Here is a 16,585-nt window from a genome sequence, read left to right as displayed (position 1 = left end):
CCCCACTTGACTGTAAATTCTCGTCATGTTCATATCGCATTCTTAACGGGTTTCCGGTTGTTCCCTTAAAGTAGCATCGAATTGAGTCTGATCAGCCCAGAGAGAGAGATGAATATTGAACAATAGTCAGTTAAGTAATAGTCTGAATTAGTTGTTGCTGGGGTTAACAGTGCTTTTCTGCCCTGGCTTTACAAATAATAAATGGCTTAATTCCGGGTCGTTTTTGATTCTTTCGATTTCAGTTTCTATAATGTCCACTACATCGTTTTTAATCTGAATATAATTATTTTGAATCTCAATTGGTGTTACCTCCCTTATCTCGGGCAGTGGCTTATAGCCATCTTCTTCCTCTTTAATAGCAGCATGGTCATTAATAATTTTACAGTGGAAAGTTTTTAATTTAATGGGGTCGTCAGGATTGTCTGCCACCATTCCCACGAACTCACCGGAACTAAGGGCAGCAATTCTGGAGGGAGGAATAGCTGAATCCAATAGTGTATTACGGCTTACATTGGTATCCGCCCTTGTTATAGAAACACTTTCTCTTTCCTGTACAATCTTTCCAAACCTTTCTGATAATATTTTAGCTGTGTCACCAAAAGTTTGACCACAAACGAGGTTGCCCGGCAAATTCATAATCACTTCCGCTTGTTCACGGCCATAATCTTTTTTCAACTGGTCGCCTGATTGCACAGCAATGGTAACACTACATAAATTACTTCTGGCAGTTGCAATTGTTGAATCAATACCTGAGCTACCACCAACGTATACAGTTGGGAATTCATCGAAGATGAGGCTGCTCTTTAATTTACTTTTCTGATTAACAATTTTAATCAGGCGATTGATATACAAAGACAGCACCGCGCCATATACCTGAATTTTTTGCGGGTTGTTTCCTACACTTACTATCTTAGGATTTTCAGGGTCATTGATATCCAGGGTAAACTCGTTTCCGCTCAATACATAGTACAACGTGGGCGAAGAAAGCCTCGCCATCCCAATTTTTGCCGAAGCAATTTGACCTTCCAATTGATCCATCGCTCGGTTGCAGTAGGCCAAAACGAACGGATTAATGAGCACCTCGATCTCAGGTTCTGTGCCCAGTACTGGGAAAAGCTCATCATAAGGCATCTGCATTAATTCTATGACATGCGGCAGTGTACAATATTTACCTTCTTTATATTTGCGCAGAAACCAGATGACCGCACATACAAAATTTATTGGTGATTCGACAAAAAAATCGCCAGTTTTCTTTATCCAGTCCCTGTTTAGTCCCAACAAAATTGTACGCGAAGCCTCTGCCGCATCCGTGATATCCAACATCGTTTCCGGCTCCAGCGGATTGCACCGGTGTGTTTTATTCAGGTCATCAAAATTGATATAGTAGAACCTGGGAGGGACAGCATAAGCGTTCTTATTTTTCAGCCAGGTGTTGTAGGCAATCTTAGTAAGGTCGGGGAATTTAAAATCATATAAAAACATAGTGAACCCCTTCCTTATATGCTGCGTGATAACATGCCTTACAAAAAAATAACTCTTACCTGCCCCCGGAGACCCCACACAAAGGGTTGATCGAAATGGGTTCACTATGTTAATCCACATACGCCGGGATTTCCCTTTCAGTTTGTATTCACCAGGCAGATTAATGCTGTATTCATTTTCTAAGAGCCTTTCTTCTTGCGGAAAGGTTTCGTTCATTTCATTGAAAATATCATCTTTAAACTTTAACTTGATGAGCCGTGAAAGGCGGGCGCCGCCGCTCAAAATCAGGAAGAAACCGATAGAAGTAATAGCGATGTAGGCTATAGCAATCTGCTCGACTGGAAAGCTGGTGTAGAAAAAAACAACGCTTCCAAAATAAAATGCAAAACCAGACAGCAGGTATAAGACAATAGTGCTTACCTTTAGTTTCTCGTCTTTTTTTCCTTTGGTACCCAGCAATGATAGCAGCAATAATCCCAGCGACGCCAGCTTGCTGAAGTACAGGTTTTTGAAAAGAGCTATGTTGCCAACATTGAATAAAACGCGTTTGAGAATATTATTTGTAAGCCCCCATTGCTCAAATGCGGCAAAACAAAAAATAAAAAAATGGACTACTAAAATCACCACGCTCCCTTTGCGGACAAAATCAATAATTGCCCGCAAGCCCTGTTCATTTTCCCCGTGCATACTTCACAATTTTTCAACTTCACAATCAGGGAATCCTGGCCTTTAATGGCCACGCTTCCTTTTTTTCTTCTTAGCTTCTTTCAACAATTCACTCGATATATAATCATCTGCCGGTAATGCCCGGAAACATTCATCAATAATGGTGGCAAAATTCTCTTCTGCCTTTGCAGAAACGATGTCATGGATATTGTCAAACACACTATCCGCTTGTTTGAAAAAACTTTCCAAAAAACGGGTTCGTATATAGGCTGTTCGTTCTTCGGTAAGCCCGTTGACCAAAAAGTATCGGGCCATTTTTGGAGATACAAAATGATAATGCGAAGTATCACTGGCATAGTGGCCCATTGCATATAAAGTGTTGCCCTCCCCGTCGTTACTGGCATGTACCAGTACTCCTTTGGCAGCCCATCCTGTGAGAACGGATTTTATGCTTTGTGGGAATGAAGTATCAGCTATTGTTCCTTCCGCCAGTTTTTTATTAGATAATTTTTCTTCATCTTCCTGGTTCGCCTGCATGCGATCTGCTATTCCCTTTGCAGCATATCGTTTATCCGAACTCAAATCGCTGCCATTGAAAACACAACATGAATTATTATCCACGTAAGTGATTCCATACACCCGGCCTTCCTTATTTTGACGGAGAACTGTATAAATTCCTTTTGCCTGGAGCTGTTGAAGAAATTTACCCATATCCGTTTCCTTAGCAAGCACACTATCTATAATCGCACAAACTGCATCCCTGTGCTCGTTTTTTTCAGGGTCATTTTTTGTAAACTTCTCTTCCAGGTTTTTCAAAATAGGCCGCTTTGGTTCTTCATAAATGGAACTGGCCTTAATCGGAATGCCTATTTTTTTATTATTTGGGCCAAGAAGAGAATATACCAAACCGTTGTTTTCATACATCATTGTGCCCGGTTCCCCTCGGTCCGCAATCACATTAAATTGACTGAGTACCACATTTAATTCGTGCAGGCTGGCAAATTTGTAATACCTGACGACTGTACGAACTATATTTGAAATGGTAGCCTTCGTGGCGGATTTTCCGTACTCTGCCTTTTCAAGATCTGCTGGTTTCAATAAACGCAATTCCTGCGGCTTCCTACTTTCTGCCTGCACTAAATTGAACTCCTGTTCTATTTCTTTGCGGGCCTTTTCCGATGCCTCCCAGTTGTTGTGCAACTTAATGGGGCTGCCATCGCTCCTGACGGATGTAGTAACAATGTGTACATGCGGGTGAGCGGCATCTTTATGCCTGTATACTAAAAAAGGCTGCTCTCCATACCCGATTTTCTGCATGTACGTAGTGGCAATCTCCTGCATTTGTGCGTTGGTCAAATGCTTCTCCGATAGATCGAAATTCAGGGAAATATGTACGCATTTATGTTCGCGTGTATGCAAGTCGGCTTGATGCTGCAATACTTCCAGCTTTTCATAGAAGGAAAGCTGGCCTGCATCTTTGGGATAAAGATGCGTGTCAATCAACACGGCTTTGCCTTCGTGTAGCTTGTTCTCATTATAGCTCAACGCACCCCTGATACTCTTTCCACTGGCAATTTTTGCAACCATTTGTCCGAAAAATCATTTATCCGAGATTGAATCCTGCCCACTTTTTCCAGCAATTGTTGCTGCTGATACTTTGCTACAGAAAGCCATTGGGTGTATTCCGGGGAAGGCGGTAAACTATTTAGCTTTTTGACAACCTGGTTGAAATTATTGCCCAGCGCATTGAGATCCGTTCTCAAATGGATAAGCTCTTTCATGAAATCATCCATAGACTGGTTGCGCTGCCTGACCAGCACGGGTTTTTCAAACAGCACATTCCGTACATAATCACTTACCTTCCGGCAGTAGGTAGTTTTCAGTTTATCTTTAAGGCTTTTATATTCATCCTCATTGAGCCGGATATTGCACCAATATGTCCGGTTATTAGCAGCCTTTTTCGCACGTTTCGCCATATCCACATCTGCTTTATGTCCAAAAGAAATTACGACTATGGAGTAATTTTCTATACAATTCAACCCAACTTTGGCGGGTTGAAATTGCCCGTTGTGTAACAACGGTATATCTTGCTATGCACACCCTACGTGCATGGTATATCCGCAGATATATAAGCTATCCGCACAATTCTTTTTTCTGAATAAATAATCTTCAGAATATTATAAACCTTCTACCTTATACTCGCTTTCTGAAAATCTCTTCACTTGTTATTCCATGCTTTCTGACATTATCCTTCAGCTCCATCCATAGCTGGATCATGCAGTCAGACACTTCAATCAGCTCTTCCTTAGTGAGATTGTGAATATTACCGACCGGCTCTATTTCTTTATTCTTTTTGTGGTCCCGTTCGTAGTAAAGTACGTTCCTGGAAAAATAGTCAGCCAGTTCCAGGGTTCTTGTGATGGAAAGTATGCCTCCTGGCACTTTAATTTCTCGTCCGCCGCTGAACAGAATACTGTTCTTCTTAAGTACTGCCATACGCTTCAAAATTTTGCTTTCTTAAATAAAGCATCCGATCTACCTATTCTTCTTTAAAAACTTCAACTGAGCTCACCCCAAATTTTTTTACATTTTCTCTAAATCTCCACCATAGCCCGATCATGCAGTCGGCTATTTCTTCAATTTCCTCTTTGGTAAAATTGTGTGGATTGCTTACAGGTTCAAGCTCAGTTTTACTTAAAGAACGATCTTCCAACGCCAACATATCTGCGCAGTGAATAACTTTAGATACTTCCAATTGGTGATTAATACCTATACCTGCTCCATGCACTCTTATCTTCCTGCCATTGTCCAGCAACAACACTTTTTCTTTTAGAACTGCCATAAATACCTATTTTAAGATTATTACAATTTTATAGTTCCAACATTTTTATAACCCTAACCCCTTCGTTCCTTCGTCAATTGTTCGTGAGCCGCCCTTATGCTTTCTTGACAGCGTTTGTGTAAGCAGCAGGTTGGCTGCTACTTTTGATTCTGTCAAGTCATAGGAGTTTTTTAGTATAAATGCCCTTTCATGGCCGCTGTATTTCACAACAAGCTGTGCAATATCGAGCGAACACTTCTCGATGTCAAATTCAAATTTCATTGTAAAGAATACCGGATTGGGAAAGCCATCGAAATAACCGAACGTCTTAAACTCAAAGGCGGTGTTCTCATTCCAGGTAAGGCTTTCATACAGGGCCGTGCGAATTTTTGCAGATAATTGGTCAGCTATTAACCCCGGTCGTACTGGATTGTTCAGGTTGTGCTCGTCATAACCACGATTCTTTAACAACCCAACAAACTCATCAATAATTTGCAAAGTCAGACTCATACGCGAAAAATTTATCGGATCATTATCTGGTTAGTCTATTAACATTATCATTTTTGACGCCTGGGGGTTGTCTATCGGATTTTCGCACAACTCTTTTCAACGGTTGGTTTCTCAAATACGCTTTTGCAGTTTCAATAGCTACCATCATCGTGTGTACCTTTTGATTAGGAATTACTTTTCCATCTTCAAAAGACCTGTTGCGTATAAAGTCCATCAATGTTCCTTTATCCGTTTTTTCAGCAAAATTCCTGAATACTGTTGTACCATTCCTTGTTGAAATACGGATAAGCTCTAATGGGTTTTCTTTCAAAAAAAGGCGATCTGAAATCGGTATATACTGCTGTTTTAACAGGTAACCTTTAAAAGAAATTTGTTCGTTAAGCTCCATAGCTTGCCGGCTAACGTCCTGCATCAACTCTTGATTAAAAGTCATTAATTCCATAGTAGATGGTTTTAAATTATAACTTATGCTTGTTTTCGTTACTTGAATCCGGTAGTATGTTTTTCTCTGGCCGGTGATTCTTTACCGGAAGAAGTAACTTTGTTTTCCAATATGCTTTTTTGGGGCTGAGAATATTTTCAGTATCATTTATGGGAATTATCAACTGCAGCCCATCGTTTATTTTAACACTTTGGTACAACATTCTAACTGCGGGCTCAGCAAAATAAGGTTTGAAATGAAAATCAAATACTACCTTTTCCCCATGAATATTCATGTGTATTTCCTTTCCTCTTTTTAATGCTTCCTGTGTTTTATCAAAGGATTCACTATCTGGATTTTTTTTAGAAATTTGGTCCCAGGTGTAATTGTATTGATTATAAATAAGGTTGTTTACTTTATTTTCAAATTGGGCAGATGTAATATTGCCGGGAAGATCTAAATAACCCTTCTCTACCAATATTTTCACATATCCATTAACATGTTCCTCTAATATTCCAATACCCATACACACTACTTTTACACACAAAGAATGTAAGCACTATATCATCACTAAAGCAGGGAAGAAAGATACTTTAACGGGCCTTTCTTCTCACGGCAGGAGTGTCATCAGGAAAAAACTTTTCAATCTTTCTCCGCTGCAACTCTGCCAGCCGCATAAAAAAATCCTGAATAGTTGGTGGGTTGGTTGCAGCCACCTGCTTAAATTCATCCACAAATTCCCGGTCGTCGTGATTATTGTCCGATTCATATGTCAGCGACTTTTGCCCGATTTTCACTACGTGTTTTTCCTTCTCCATATTCAAAGTTTTTTAGTTCATGTTTGCTTTACCTACCATGAGTTTTTATAGCCATACACACAAGGATAATCCACGGCCACGCTCATCCATATGCTTCACAGGACTCCGAGCAGCTCCCATGCTCTCCGTCCATACAATCGTCAAAAAATTCCAGCTGCTTGTATGGATCAATGATTTTGCTTTCATCGACAGCAGGAGAATGATTGAACTTTGATTCTTCGATTATATCACCAATGGACAAATAATCACGGTAAAATCTTACAGGTAACCTGATATTCTTATTGTTGCGGCTGCCAGGAGGAATATAGGTACCATACTTATTTTCCATTTCCTGCCACCAGTCGGCTAGTGCAGGATTATCCTTTACGATCGTCATTAATTTGCGAAGGCTTTTTTTCCAGCACAGGTCACAGTTTCCCTCATAGCTCTTCAAAGCCAGGTCAAAAGGCTGCTTACTCCAGAAAAGATTGATGTCGCTTTTATTAGCCCTAATCATATGTACAAGGGGATAAATAATACGCTCTTTCCTGGCCGTTTTCATATTAACCCTATTCGGCTCGTCGGCTCTGATCCCGATGGCAGTGTAGTATTTTGACCAGCCAATGCTACGGGCATACGCACGGATGGCTGTGGCTTTCAATTCCCGTGAGCATTTTGGCGCCCCCACATTAGGAATACCGTGCTTTTGTATAAACGCTTCAAATGGCTCACCTTTCCTGCTGGCGGTTTGGTAATCTACTAACCGGGCAGATACTCCTTTACCATGTTCAAGATTAGTAACCGATTCAATCCATTGTACATGAAATCCGAAGTATTTATCACACTGATCTATAAAAGTCAATGTTTCTTCCCGTTCCTTCCCCGTGTTGGCGAATACAACAAGCATATCAAATTGCTGCTGCCTGTTTTTTAATAACCACTGCGTCATATAGGCGCTGGTGCGGCCACCGGAGAAGCTGATTAACAATTTTTCTCTCATTACAAAACCTCTGTTTTCTGATTGGTAATTGTATACTGGTCGGCTTGGAGTGGGTTACAGCTTTTGCCCCTTACCATCGTCTTCAGATACGGTTCGAGGATTAGTTACCAGTTTCCTACCTACTGTAGTTACTTTTTCTTTCATGTACCGAATAGAAGGCAGCTCCTTCAATGAGGCAAGCTGTTCGGTATGCTTATTACCATCCACTTCCAGGGAGATTGATTTTACTGCCGGATTGTTGTTTTCATATGCAAAGGCCAGCTCATATTTATAGACAAAGTTGGAATCTAATTTACCGTTTCGCTGGATTGTGAAATTTTCCGGCTGCTCACCGTTTGCAATTTTGTTTTTACCTTCTGTGAGATGTTTTTCCAAAGCATCCTTCACCGGGTTACTTCCTCCCATCATCAAACTTAACCCCTCATAGGTGTTCTCAACCAATTTGCTAATCACTTGGTCAGTAAACGACTCTTCTTTTTTCTTTCTCATATTTCTTTCATTTTTCCTTTACATTATGGCGAGTACGTTTAAATACTCCATTATCTTTTTTTCCCCTTTTTTTGACTATCAGGGGAGTCATTGGACATTTTCTTTTTTACCATTTTACGAGCGATAGTTTCTTTTATATCCTGATTATTCTTGTACAGTGGATGACTTATTTCCCTAAGATGTTTAAGCGAAATGTCGTCCCAGTTTTTAAGCCCTCGTTCGAGCTTATTTATGTAACTCCATATTTTACTGTTATCGGGTGTGTTCTTTGGGATTTTCAATGCCGCATCAAACTGCGTCCCCCATCCATGATCTATCCTCAGCACGAATAGTTCTGTTGATGGTGGTGGAGCGCCATTCTTCCTAATCAATTGTTTTATATAAGTTCTCACTTCGAGAGGCGCAAAAGGATCTGCTGTTCCTGTTAAGGAAACATCAACCCCATATGGCATTGAACCAACACGATAAAAGGAAAAATCTTTCCAAGTAGTTGCCTCGGCGTGACTCACAGTTTCAAAATTCATAGATTACTTTTTTTAAAAGAAGAATTAATGTTCTCCTGGTGCTTATTACTGAATTGATGGATCATTGAAATAGCGTGATATTTCAGTAACCGGCACATAGATTTTACGTCTCTTCTTTATCGTTTTAATTTTATTATTAGCCACCAGCTCGTCAAATTTCGAACGGCGTATACGCACTGCGTCCATAAATTCTATGGCAGTAATATGATTGACAGGTATGTGGTGGCTGGCAGCAGGGGGCGTTTTAAGATCATCCAGTCTATTCAAAATCTCCTGTTGCTTTGCTTTTATAAGTTCCAATTCCTCAGCGGGAATCATTACTAAGGTTGCCCCTCGCTGCAGATCCATAACACTTCATTTTTATGAATCAAAAGTAGAAGCGCAGAAAAGCGGGATTTCACAGAAAAATCACAGGTGGGAAAAATAAATTCGGTTACCGGAAGTTTTTTAAATAAATAAACTGAGGTATTCCTGTTATTTGTGATTATGTGTACTATATGTATTTTTAGGGATCGTTAAATCAGGATTTTTGTCATGAGTGCCTTTTTATAATTCGATATTTGTTGGAAAAAAAACGAATTCCCTAGAAGAGTATGTCAGCAGGTGTCGTGCCAGAAATAACATATGCGCTAAAACTACAAATGATATTTTTATTCTACCATTTGAACGTTCCTTTCGAAATAAGGCATTATTCTGCCAAGTTATACTACCCAAAAAAAATTAACTGAATTGGTTTTAAAGATTAAGATTTTGTATCTTTCCTTCTATGCACTTCAAAGAATATTGCGATAGCATTACTGAAAAATTGGACGCCCATCTAAAAGGTTACTCATACAACGGTCAGAACCCTGCGGATAAAGGGGAGTTATGCGAGTGGTTTGTCAAGGAAGTCATTGAGGAGGCGCTGGGAGACATTTACCGGATTTTTCGTGGCGGCAAGATTATTTCCAGCGGCGGCGGAATGTCAAGGCAACTTGATGTTGTAGTCTGTTCCCGTCATGCAATAAAGTTCTTTTCGAATAAGGGAAAATATCCCACAGAGACGGTAAAGGGAGTATTCAGCATTACGTCCACCTTAGACAAAGGTAAACTAGATGACTGCCTGGCTGAATTTGCCAGCATCCCAAAAACAGGTTATCATTTTATCTCACCCAAGAATTTGTTTCCTGAAGAATTTTTAATTGAAACACAGAAAGTCTTTGAAAATATAACGCCTGTGTGCTGTGTTTTCGCCTTTAATGGCAATATCAATGCCTCATGGATTGAACATCTAACCCAATGGATTAACAACAACAACCCCAATGCTTCGTTAACACCGGCGTTTATCATAGTCAATAAAAAGGGAATGATTTTTAGAAAAATCACTAATACTGGAGAGAACCGCTTGAATTATTCGTATAATTATGTTGACTTTGCGACCACGGGCCACCCAGGGGAAGCTGTTTCTCGATTGCTTAACGAACTTTTTAATATCGCAAAAGAGGATCAGTATTTGCAACCTGACTATACCTATTACTTTAACGCTGATCAGGACGCTATTGAGATTAACCTGACATCAGGCAAAAAACCTAGTGGCAGTTCCAAAAAGGGTTTATAAAAGTCGCATGGGATATTGCAGGGCATATCCATGCTCAAAAACTTTTGCAGCACATAATGACAGATTGAATATGTTAAAAAATTACTCTAAAAGAAATTACAAAAACTGGCTAATACTATAGCCATATGAACTCAAAAAATCGTTGTTATATACTACATAGAACAGCTAATCATTCAATTACTTCCGCACCCATTCAACAATGTTATCTTTATACTCATTATTGGTACATCTATATTTTTAAAACAAATGTCATGTAAACAGATATGAGTAATCGGGGCGGAGGCTTCCGGTTTATGTTTGTCGCTCTGTGTTATTTTTAATCAATAATAAAGGAGCAGTCAGTTTTTATATCTAATATGTTTTCAAAATACTTTGCAGTAATTGTATCATTTAGTCCAAGTTTATATGTGCTATAAGGTGAATAATTAACATCTATGTGATGAAGCGGATGCAACTTTCCGTTATGTCTCTCCTGATCAAAGTCATACCTTAGGTAAGATGGTTCTGCCAGAAATAATTCCTCAAGTAAAGGAATGGCTAATGACTCAAATTCATCATCTAATCCAATATAAAATTCGATTGCGGAAGGATTTCTCTGAAAGGTTTCGTTATCTAGTATAGATAAAGCAGCCGAAATGACTTTATTATCTACAGTCTTTCCTGCATATGAGGTAATTATTGGCAAACCATCTTCATCCTCCAGAATTGAAAAGGGAAAAGATACACTGAAAAATTTGTTATCCTTATAAATAAAGAGCCTACTCATTTTATCAACTAAAATCTTCATTCTGGAAGTAGCATTAGCATCTTCGCCAGGATCAACGATCAATTGTTTAGCAGCTAAAATAAGCAAACGAGCATAACTGACTTTATCCCGAAGAGGTGCAAAAAAGCCATTTTCTTGGTAAGGAAGTATAATTCTCTCAAAAATTTTCACGTCGATTTGTTTTAAGGTATTTAAGATTGTCAGTAACAAACTCGGTTAGGGTTTCTTCATCACTGTCAATCATTTCCATTTCTTGGGTAAGTTTCATTAATTTTTCATGAAACTTCGTTTCGACGCTTAATTCCTTGAATATTTCTTGCATTAAGTCGTAATGGGATAATTTTTTTAGGTTGTACTTAAATCTAGTTCTAATTTTCTCCTTTTCTTCTTTTGAAGGCTCATCAATTATCATCTGTTTGTTGGCAATTATTTCATATAGTCCAACTTCCATACTTTGAGTTAATCCCGACTCGGCGTTTGCAGGAATGACAAAATAGGACTTAATAAACGATCTTGAGAGCATAGTATAAACAGCGTTTCTATAGCTCGGTGATTTTTTAATTTTACTAGTAATACAAATGACAAATGGAAACTCAAGCCCTTTAACGTTGTATCTATTACTTATAAATACAGCATTTCTTTTCTTTATTTTGGATTCGTATGATTTATTCACTTCCCAATTAAAAGTCTGTCGAATTTTCAATTCTAATGTATCGGCAATTTGGTATATATCCTTACTCGTATCAAGGAAAATAATTCCAATATCGTCTGGTAAAACAGTATTATTTTCATCTATGATCTCTCTTATAATCCTGAGAACTCCCTCTGAAGTAGTTGTTGTATTTTCTATTATTTTAATACTTTCAAAATCTTCACTTAAGTCTTCAAAACGCCTTAAAGGCTCTCTGCTTAAATAGTATTTATTGTTTTCTACCTTAACCTGGTAACCACAATCTTCCCATTCCTTTTGCTCTAACCACCTAAGTTTATCATTTTCAAAAAGCCCCATTCCTAGACCATGAGCAAACATTAAAGTTTTGGGATCTGTCCTATAACATTTTCCAAGCAAATAATCGGGTTCAATCTCATCGGAAATTTCTTCATCTAAAATGCTTTGAAATATGTCGCCTGCTATATAAATATTTTTTTCCGTGACTAAATCACAAAGGTCAAAAAAATCATCATCGAAATCCTGGCTTTCGTCAATAAACATATAAGAAAACGCCTTTTGGTGCTGCCCATTGGGAAATTTAGCTCTAATTTCGTCTGCAGCTTGTTTGCAAGCCTTACCAAAAGGCATTTTATAAGACCAAGGATAGAAAGGAATGTTATAATAATCGCATACGTATCGATATGTTCCTGAGAAAGAATCTGAGGCAGACCCCCAAGCGTGTGTGCAAAATAGTCTTTTCTGCCATTCAATTTGTTGCTCGACTTTCATAAAATTAAAAAAAGAGGGTATTCTTTTTTTAAGACTATCTGCCAAAATCTTGTTGTGGCAGGTAAAATAAATAGACGCATCAGTATCACTGACATACAAATCTTTAAGTTTGTGCAGTAATAATTCTGTCTTTCCCGTCCCCGACAATCCTTGAATCCTGATCCTCTTCTTTTCAGGTTTTTCATAAACAAACCTAGTTTGCTCGCCATCAAAAAGCTGAATTTTCTGTTTGACTTTATCTAAAGTTGTCTGCGGCACTTCTTCTTTAACCCTGTTAATATCATTTATACTCCCAATAAATAAGGATATTAGTAAGTCAAGTCCTTTTATTTCTTTCTCGTTTTCGATTTTAATTTTTTCAAAAAAATTACTGATGTATTCTAACTCATTGGCTTCCCAATTAGTTTCAAGCAGGCTTGTTCGCCATTTTCTAGGCCGCCCAACAACATCTTTGTATTGATATTTGTCAGATATTGAACCAAGATCTTCTAGTACATCCTCAACATAATCTTCAAACTCATCTTTATGCCCAAAGTCAATAATTGCTATTTTATGTTTGGGTGAAAGTATAATGAGAGCGTGGGAGTAGTTATAAGTATATTTTTGATCGGTTAGAGGTTTGTTAAGTACATAAGTCAAATGCTTTTTCGCATTAGCATATTGCTCTAACTCATCCAAGAAATAGGCATTCTGCCCATTTTTCTCAGCTTGTAAAAAAAAGTAGGGACTCATTAAAAGTATTTTTATTTAGACTTTACAATAATATGTAAAAAAAATTGTTTATCAAGGCTTGCTAAAATAAAAACATAGAGTGACTTTGAACTGATTAGAAACATTAGCTAAGATTAATAAGTGTATCAAGAAAAACTATAAACAAGCTCCTAAGTTGGCTTAGGGTATATATTACATTGAATGAAGTTTTCTATCAACTAATCATATGTGTGCTTCGATAGGCAGAAAGTGGTAAAAAGCGCTTAATACTAGCATGCCAACTGGCCGTTTCGATCCAAAATATCCTGCCGGTAAATTTAACTTTGAAAGTATCTGATTTATATATGTCTGTTAGTTGAATACCACTGTCGATGGGTTGGCTTAGCAAAACAGACTTTCCCATTTTCGCCTAATAAGTTCTGAGCTTTGGGGCGATTTTTTTTAGTAAATTCAATTTCATTTAAAACATTTATGATGGAGAATCGCATTATTATAGTGGATCAGGAACCGCTGTGGAAAAGTATTAAGCGTGTGCAACATGGCGAAGATGCCATTATCTCTATTCCAGCATCCAGTTTTGAAATGAAAGCTTTTACCGTAAACCCTCCCCTGGGCTTCTGCTACCCTACTGGATTTCCGTATTGCTGCGAATACCATACAGAAATGTTTAATCGTACCGACAAGTTATATAAAAACTTTCCCAACTGCTGCGATAAGCACCGTCGCCTCAACCAAACCAAATGGTTTAGAAAATTGGACTATATATATGTGCCATTTAAGGTCATTTCGCTCGTTTCCTTTCTACACGAAAAGATTTGTGAATTCGCGTTTCATCCGAACTGGAGAAAGGAACTCTCCGATTATATTGACTTTTCTATCAAAAGTTTTGGCGCTCTTCCCGAGGGATATGGGTCTCCAGTTGGCGTAGGACTATACATGTCCGCAAGCTCTTCTTTAATAGAACAGCATCCTTCACTGCGCGAAGACCAGAAATCCTGGCTTTTAAAATGCCTCGCATCAGACACCAGTGAGCTGCAAGATCCAACAGACATGAACTTGCTTTACAAAATCTATAAAGATTGGATGAAACTCTTTCCGTTCGAACTGCCGCTTTTTCAACACTTGAAGGCATACTTCGAAAAGAACATTCCCATACTCAAAGGTCCAGGCGAGACGAACCACTATTCGGGATTAACATGCTTTAAATTGAAGACAAGAGAGGAACTTAAAGAGTTGCTAGTCGGTATGACACGCTTTTTGCTCAGTGAAATTAACTCGGCAAAATTATTTGAAGAGGGGCTGTTGCTTGAACCAGAAAAACTAAAACTTGACGTCATCATGGCTCAGCGCAGGATTCGATTGGAGGAAGATGTATTGGCGCCGGTGTCGGACAAAACGGATTTCATCCGGCTGCTAGACAAATGGCTAGGTGATGAAAAAGAATTCTTAAAGGATGTACAGGAGGAGGTATATAGAAACAGCCCTATGCAGTTTATCTATGACCTTCTTCAAGGGATACATCTGTTGCAGCGAGAAGGGGTCAAACAATATTGCATTCGAAATATTCATAATGGCGGGCCAGAAAAGGAGTTTGAAGTCCGTTCCTGGTTCCGAAATTGGTTTGCAGCTCGGTACCGAGATGCGATAGTTACCGCGGAGGAACAACAAGGTAGCGGGTATATGGATCTCAGGATTACGAGAATGGGCACCATGGACAAAATTATTGAATTCAAGGGTTGGTGGAATTGGGATAAGGTGGACACTCCACAACAAATCTGCACTTATTTAACAGACTTCGAGAAAGAAGGCTACGTGGTTTTGATTAACCACTTGAAACGTAGCGAGATTGACAACAGATACAAAAACATCGTGACCACGTCCAACATGAACTATGTTCCAGATTCCTGGGTCACCTATCGATATCAGCAAACCGATGTCCGCTTTTATCAGTCCCGGCATCAATTCGATGGTAAGAAAAAGATCATTTATCACTTTATTCTGAATGCCTTTTTTTAACGTTGAATATGGAACAAAGGATCAAATTCGAAAAAGACGTCGTCAGCAGGCTTCAACCAATTATCGAGCGGATCGGACTGCACACGGTGCCGCTATTCAGCCCTTCTTCCGATGGCCGCACTCCTCCCCGTCCGCGAGAATATATTCGTCGCCCCGCCATATTGCCAATGCAATGTTAGGCGAAGTTGTTATTCTTATTTCCAAATTTCATTATCCATTCTACTACATCGGCATATTCTCGTAAGGTCAGTTGGTATTGATGTTTCTGTTGAAAGGTCTTAGCGTCAGAGGTAAAGGATGAGCTTGTGACAAGCATTGCACTATTAGCTTGAGCGTCACAAAGTGTTCCATATAATGTTCTTACCAAATCAACTCCAATTTTTCTATCTTCACGGTAATGCTTTGCTTCTACAAGGCACAAAAGCCTTCCAACTTCTGTATTGAGATACGCAAGGATGTCAGATCCACCGTCTCTTGTTTGCTTAGTTAATTCAACGTCCCAGCCCATATCTCTTAAAAGGTTCGCTAAAAGTTCCTCAAATTCTCTCGGTGTCAACTTTCGTAAGCTAAGGGGTTGCTTTTTAAGAGAAGTTATTAATTCATGGTTTGCATTTACTATAATTGGTTTCGTTATGGTGATGATTTTCTTTTTGGGAACAAGAATACCATTTTGAATATCATAGAGCGGTTCTTTTGTTGTAGAAAGTATTGAGTCAACACTCTGCCCTTTGATTAATCTACTTAAGATTGAAATAGCAAGAGGAATTCCTTTCGATGCTTCAATTGCTTGAGTGATTTGCAAATCAGTAAGCTCACTTGATAAGAATTTCCGTAATAAATCTGCAGTTGAAGAATTTGATAAAGGACGAAGGGTTAAGTTTTGACCACTTGGAAATTTCAAAGGTTTTTGTCTGATAAAAACAAGTGACGAAATGATTTTATTATGGAAAATTTTTCTAGTTACTTCTTCATGCTCCTTTTGCGACCAAATATCACTGCCATCTATAACGACAGGCAATCGTGCAAAATATGAATATCCTTTTTTATATTGTTCATCTCTTAACTTTTGAATTTCAATAAGTAAATTATCAATACCTTCTTCTTCAATATTGGAAGAAAGGTCTAGCCATAATGGCATCGCAGTAATTCTCCTTGAAGAAAACCACTGTTTCACAAGAGATGTTTTACCGACTCCGCCGGGACCGGAAACTATAATTGGTGAACTGGAGAAATTCCTATAAAATTGTTCATCTAGCCATTCGAGTTCATCTTCACGTCCAATAAAATCTTGGTTATACTCTCTTTCAAATTCAAAAGTCATGTGAATATGTTGTCTGTCTAATT

At 38.6% G+C, this 16,585-nt stretch carries 18 protein-coding genes; 2 read left to right on the top strand and 16 right to left on the bottom strand.

Features of this window, described 5'->3' with window-relative positions; genetic code table 11:
- Positions 1-147: 147 nt before the first annotated feature.
- From mobC to AC59IL_RS07100, 13 genes are all read right to left on the bottom strand, one after another.
- Entirely contained in the window at positions 148-2,169 is a 2,022-nt protein-coding gene (gene mobC, locus AC59IL_RS07160) for a conjugal transfer protein MobC (protein WP_496551419.1), read from the bottom strand.
- A 42-nt stretch (positions 2,170-2,211) separates the two neighbouring features.
- Complete coding sequence (locus AC59IL_RS07155; protein WP_496551418.1) at positions 2,212-3,735, bottom strand: relaxase/mobilization nuclease domain-containing protein; 1,524 nt, start codon at positions 3,733-3,735, stop codon at positions 2,212-2,214.
- On the bottom strand, positions 3,690-4,124 hold the full coding sequence (locus AC59IL_RS07150) for a plasmid mobilization protein (protein ID WP_496551417.1): 435 nt from the start codon (positions 4,122-4,124) through the stop codon (positions 3,690-3,692). Before AC59IL_RS07150 ends, AC59IL_RS07155 begins: the two co-directional genes overlap by 46 nt.
- Positions 4,125-4,341: 217 nt before the next feature.
- On the bottom strand, positions 4,342-4,644 hold the full coding sequence (locus tag AC59IL_RS07145; protein WP_496551416.1) for a hypothetical protein: 303 nt from the start codon (positions 4,642-4,644) through the stop codon (positions 4,342-4,344).
- Between the two features lie 43 nt (positions 4,645-4,687).
- Entirely contained in the window at positions 4,688-4,990 is a 303-nt protein-coding gene (locus AC59IL_RS07140) for a hypothetical protein (protein ID WP_496551415.1), read from the bottom strand.
- Between the two features lie 45 nt (positions 4,991-5,035).
- Positions 5,036-5,479, bottom strand: coding sequence for a hypothetical protein (locus AC59IL_RS07135; RefSeq protein WP_496551414.1), 444 nt, complete (start codon positions 5,477-5,479; stop codon positions 5,036-5,038).
- 22 nt (positions 5,480-5,501) lie between these two features.
- Positions 5,502-5,921, bottom strand: a complete 420-nt coding sequence (locus tag AC59IL_RS07130) for a hypothetical protein (RefSeq protein ID WP_496551413.1) — start codon at positions 5,919-5,921, stop codon at positions 5,502-5,504.
- Between the two features lie 16 nt (positions 5,922-5,937).
- Positions 5,938-6,426, bottom strand: a complete 489-nt coding sequence (locus AC59IL_RS07125) for a hypothetical protein (protein ID WP_496551412.1) — start codon at positions 6,424-6,426, stop codon at positions 5,938-5,940.
- Between the two features lie 67 nt (positions 6,427-6,493).
- Positions 6,494-6,718: a hypothetical protein gene (locus AC59IL_RS07120; RefSeq protein ID WP_496551411.1), complete on the bottom strand. Its 225-nt coding sequence runs from the start codon at positions 6,716-6,718 to the stop codon at positions 6,494-6,496.
- 82 nt (positions 6,719-6,800) lie between these two features.
- Positions 6,801-7,697, bottom strand: coding sequence for a phosphoadenosine phosphosulfate reductase domain-containing protein (locus tag AC59IL_RS07115; protein ID WP_496551410.1), 897 nt, complete (start codon positions 7,695-7,697; stop codon positions 6,801-6,803).
- 54 nt (positions 7,698-7,751) lie between these two features.
- A complete protein-coding gene (locus tag AC59IL_RS07110; RefSeq protein WP_496551409.1) occupies positions 7,752-8,186 on the bottom strand; it encodes a hypothetical protein in 435 nt (144 codons plus the stop codon).
- A 50-nt stretch (positions 8,187-8,236) separates the two neighbouring features.
- On the bottom strand, positions 8,237-8,710 hold the full coding sequence (locus AC59IL_RS07105) for a hypothetical protein (protein WP_496551408.1): 474 nt from the start codon (positions 8,708-8,710) through the stop codon (positions 8,237-8,239).
- A gap of 45 nt (positions 8,711-8,755) precedes the next feature.
- Positions 8,756-9,058, bottom strand: coding sequence for a hypothetical protein (locus AC59IL_RS07100; RefSeq protein WP_496551407.1), 303 nt, complete (start codon positions 9,056-9,058; stop codon positions 8,756-8,758).
- A gap of 418 nt (positions 9,059-9,476) precedes the next feature.
- Between AC59IL_RS07100 and AC59IL_RS07095 the strand changes: the two genes are divergently transcribed.
- On the top strand, positions 9,477-10,307 hold the full coding sequence (locus tag AC59IL_RS07095; protein WP_496551406.1) for a DUF6602 domain-containing protein: 831 nt from the start codon (positions 9,477-9,479) through the stop codon (positions 10,305-10,307).
- Positions 10,308-10,623: 316 nt separating this feature from the next.
- Here AC59IL_RS07095 and AC59IL_RS07090 read toward each other — a convergent pair whose 3' ends face one another.
- Both AC59IL_RS07090 and AC59IL_RS07085 read right to left on the bottom strand, forming a co-directional pair.
- Complete coding sequence (locus AC59IL_RS07090) at positions 10,624-11,244, bottom strand: STM2766 family helicase-associated protein (RefSeq protein ID WP_496551405.1); 621 nt, start codon at positions 11,242-11,244, stop codon at positions 10,624-10,626.
- Complete coding sequence (locus tag AC59IL_RS07085) at positions 11,231-13,246, bottom strand: STM2767 family DEAD/DEAH box helicase (protein ID WP_496551404.1); 2,016 nt, start codon at positions 13,244-13,246, stop codon at positions 11,231-11,233. Before AC59IL_RS07085 ends, AC59IL_RS07090 begins: the two co-directional genes overlap by 14 nt.
- Before the next feature lie 450 nt (positions 13,247-13,696).
- On the opposite strand from AC59IL_RS07085, the gene AC59IL_RS07080 reads away from it, so the two are divergent.
- Entirely contained in the window at positions 13,697-15,241 is a 1,545-nt protein-coding gene (locus AC59IL_RS07080; RefSeq protein WP_496551403.1) for a hypothetical protein, read from the top strand.
- A gap of 175 nt (positions 15,242-15,416) precedes the next feature.
- Here the strand turns inward: AC59IL_RS07080 and AC59IL_RS07075 are convergent, their stop codons facing one another.
- Positions 15,417-16,562: a restriction endonuclease gene (locus AC59IL_RS07075; protein ID WP_496551402.1), complete on the bottom strand. Its 1,146-nt coding sequence runs from the start codon at positions 16,560-16,562 to the stop codon at positions 15,417-15,419.
- Positions 16,563-16,585 lie beyond the last annotated feature (23 nt).

The sequence above is a fragment of the Niastella sp. sgz303648 genome (assembly GCF_059587045.1).
The sequence above is the reverse complement of the archived record's forward strand: the minus strand, read 5'-3'. Positions and strand labels throughout refer to the sequence as shown.

What these genes read in the sequence shown, in the direction of transcription:
- AC59IL_RS07115 (WP_496551410.1), bottom strand. Translation starts at nt 7,697, where the DNA reads ATGAGAGAAAAATTGTTAATCAGCTTCTCCGGTGGCCGCACCAGCGCC.
- AC59IL_RS07135 (WP_496551414.1), bottom strand. Translation starts at nt 5,479, where the DNA reads ATGAGTCTGACTTTGCAAATTATTGATGAGTTTGTTGGGTTGTTAAAG.
- AC59IL_RS07145 (WP_496551416.1), bottom strand. Translation starts at nt 4,644, where the DNA reads ATGGCAGTACTTAAGAAGAACAGTATTCTGTTCAGCGGCGGACGAGAA.
- AC59IL_RS07140 (WP_496551415.1), bottom strand. Translation starts at nt 4,990, where the DNA reads ATGGCAGTTCTAAAAGAAAAAGTGTTGTTGCTGGACAATGGCAGGAAG.
- AC59IL_RS07120 (WP_496551411.1), bottom strand. Translation starts at nt 6,718, where the DNA reads ATGGAGAAGGAAAAACACGTAGTGAAAATCGGGCAAAAGTCGCTGACA.
- AC59IL_RS07080 (WP_496551403.1), top strand. Translation starts at nt 13,697, where the DNA reads ATGATGGAGAATCGCATTATTATAGTGGATCAGGAACCGCTGTGGAAA.
- AC59IL_RS07130 (WP_496551413.1), bottom strand. Translation starts at nt 5,921, where the DNA reads ATGGAATTAATGACTTTTAATCAAGAGTTGATGCAGGACGTTAGCCGG.
- AC59IL_RS07085 (WP_496551404.1), bottom strand. Translation starts at nt 13,246, where the DNA reads ATGAGTCCCTACTTTTTTTTACAAGCTGAGAAAAATGGGCAGAATGCC.
- AC59IL_RS07110 (WP_496551409.1), bottom strand. Translation starts at nt 8,186, where the DNA reads ATGAGAAAGAAAAAAGAAGAGTCGTTTACTGACCAAGTGATTAGCAAA.
- AC59IL_RS07150 (WP_496551417.1), bottom strand. Translation starts at nt 4,124, where the DNA reads ATGGCGAAACGTGCGAAAAAGGCTGCTAATAACCGGACATATTGGTGC.
- AC59IL_RS07075 (WP_496551402.1), bottom strand. Translation starts at nt 16,562, where the DNA reads ATGACTTTTGAATTTGAAAGAGAGTATAACCAAGATTTTATTGGACGT.
- AC59IL_RS07125 (WP_496551412.1), bottom strand. Translation starts at nt 6,426, where the DNA reads ATGGGTATTGGAATATTAGAGGAACATGTTAATGGATATGTGAAAATA.
- AC59IL_RS07100 (WP_496551407.1), bottom strand. Translation starts at nt 9,058, where the DNA reads ATGGATCTGCAGCGAGGGGCAACCTTAGTAATGATTCCCGCTGAGGAA.
- mobC (WP_496551419.1), bottom strand. Translation starts at nt 2,169, where the DNA reads ATGCACGGGGAAAATGAACAGGGCTTGCGGGCAATTATTGATTTTGTC.
- AC59IL_RS07105 (WP_496551408.1), bottom strand. Translation starts at nt 8,710, where the DNA reads ATGAATTTTGAAACTGTGAGTCACGCCGAGGCAACTACTTGGAAAGAT.
- AC59IL_RS07155 (WP_496551418.1), bottom strand. Translation starts at nt 3,735, where the DNA reads ATGGTTGCAAAAATTGCCAGTGGAAAGAGTATCAGGGGTGCGTTGAGC.
- AC59IL_RS07095 (WP_496551406.1), top strand. Translation starts at nt 9,477, where the DNA reads ATGCACTTCAAAGAATATTGCGATAGCATTACTGAAAAATTGGACGCC.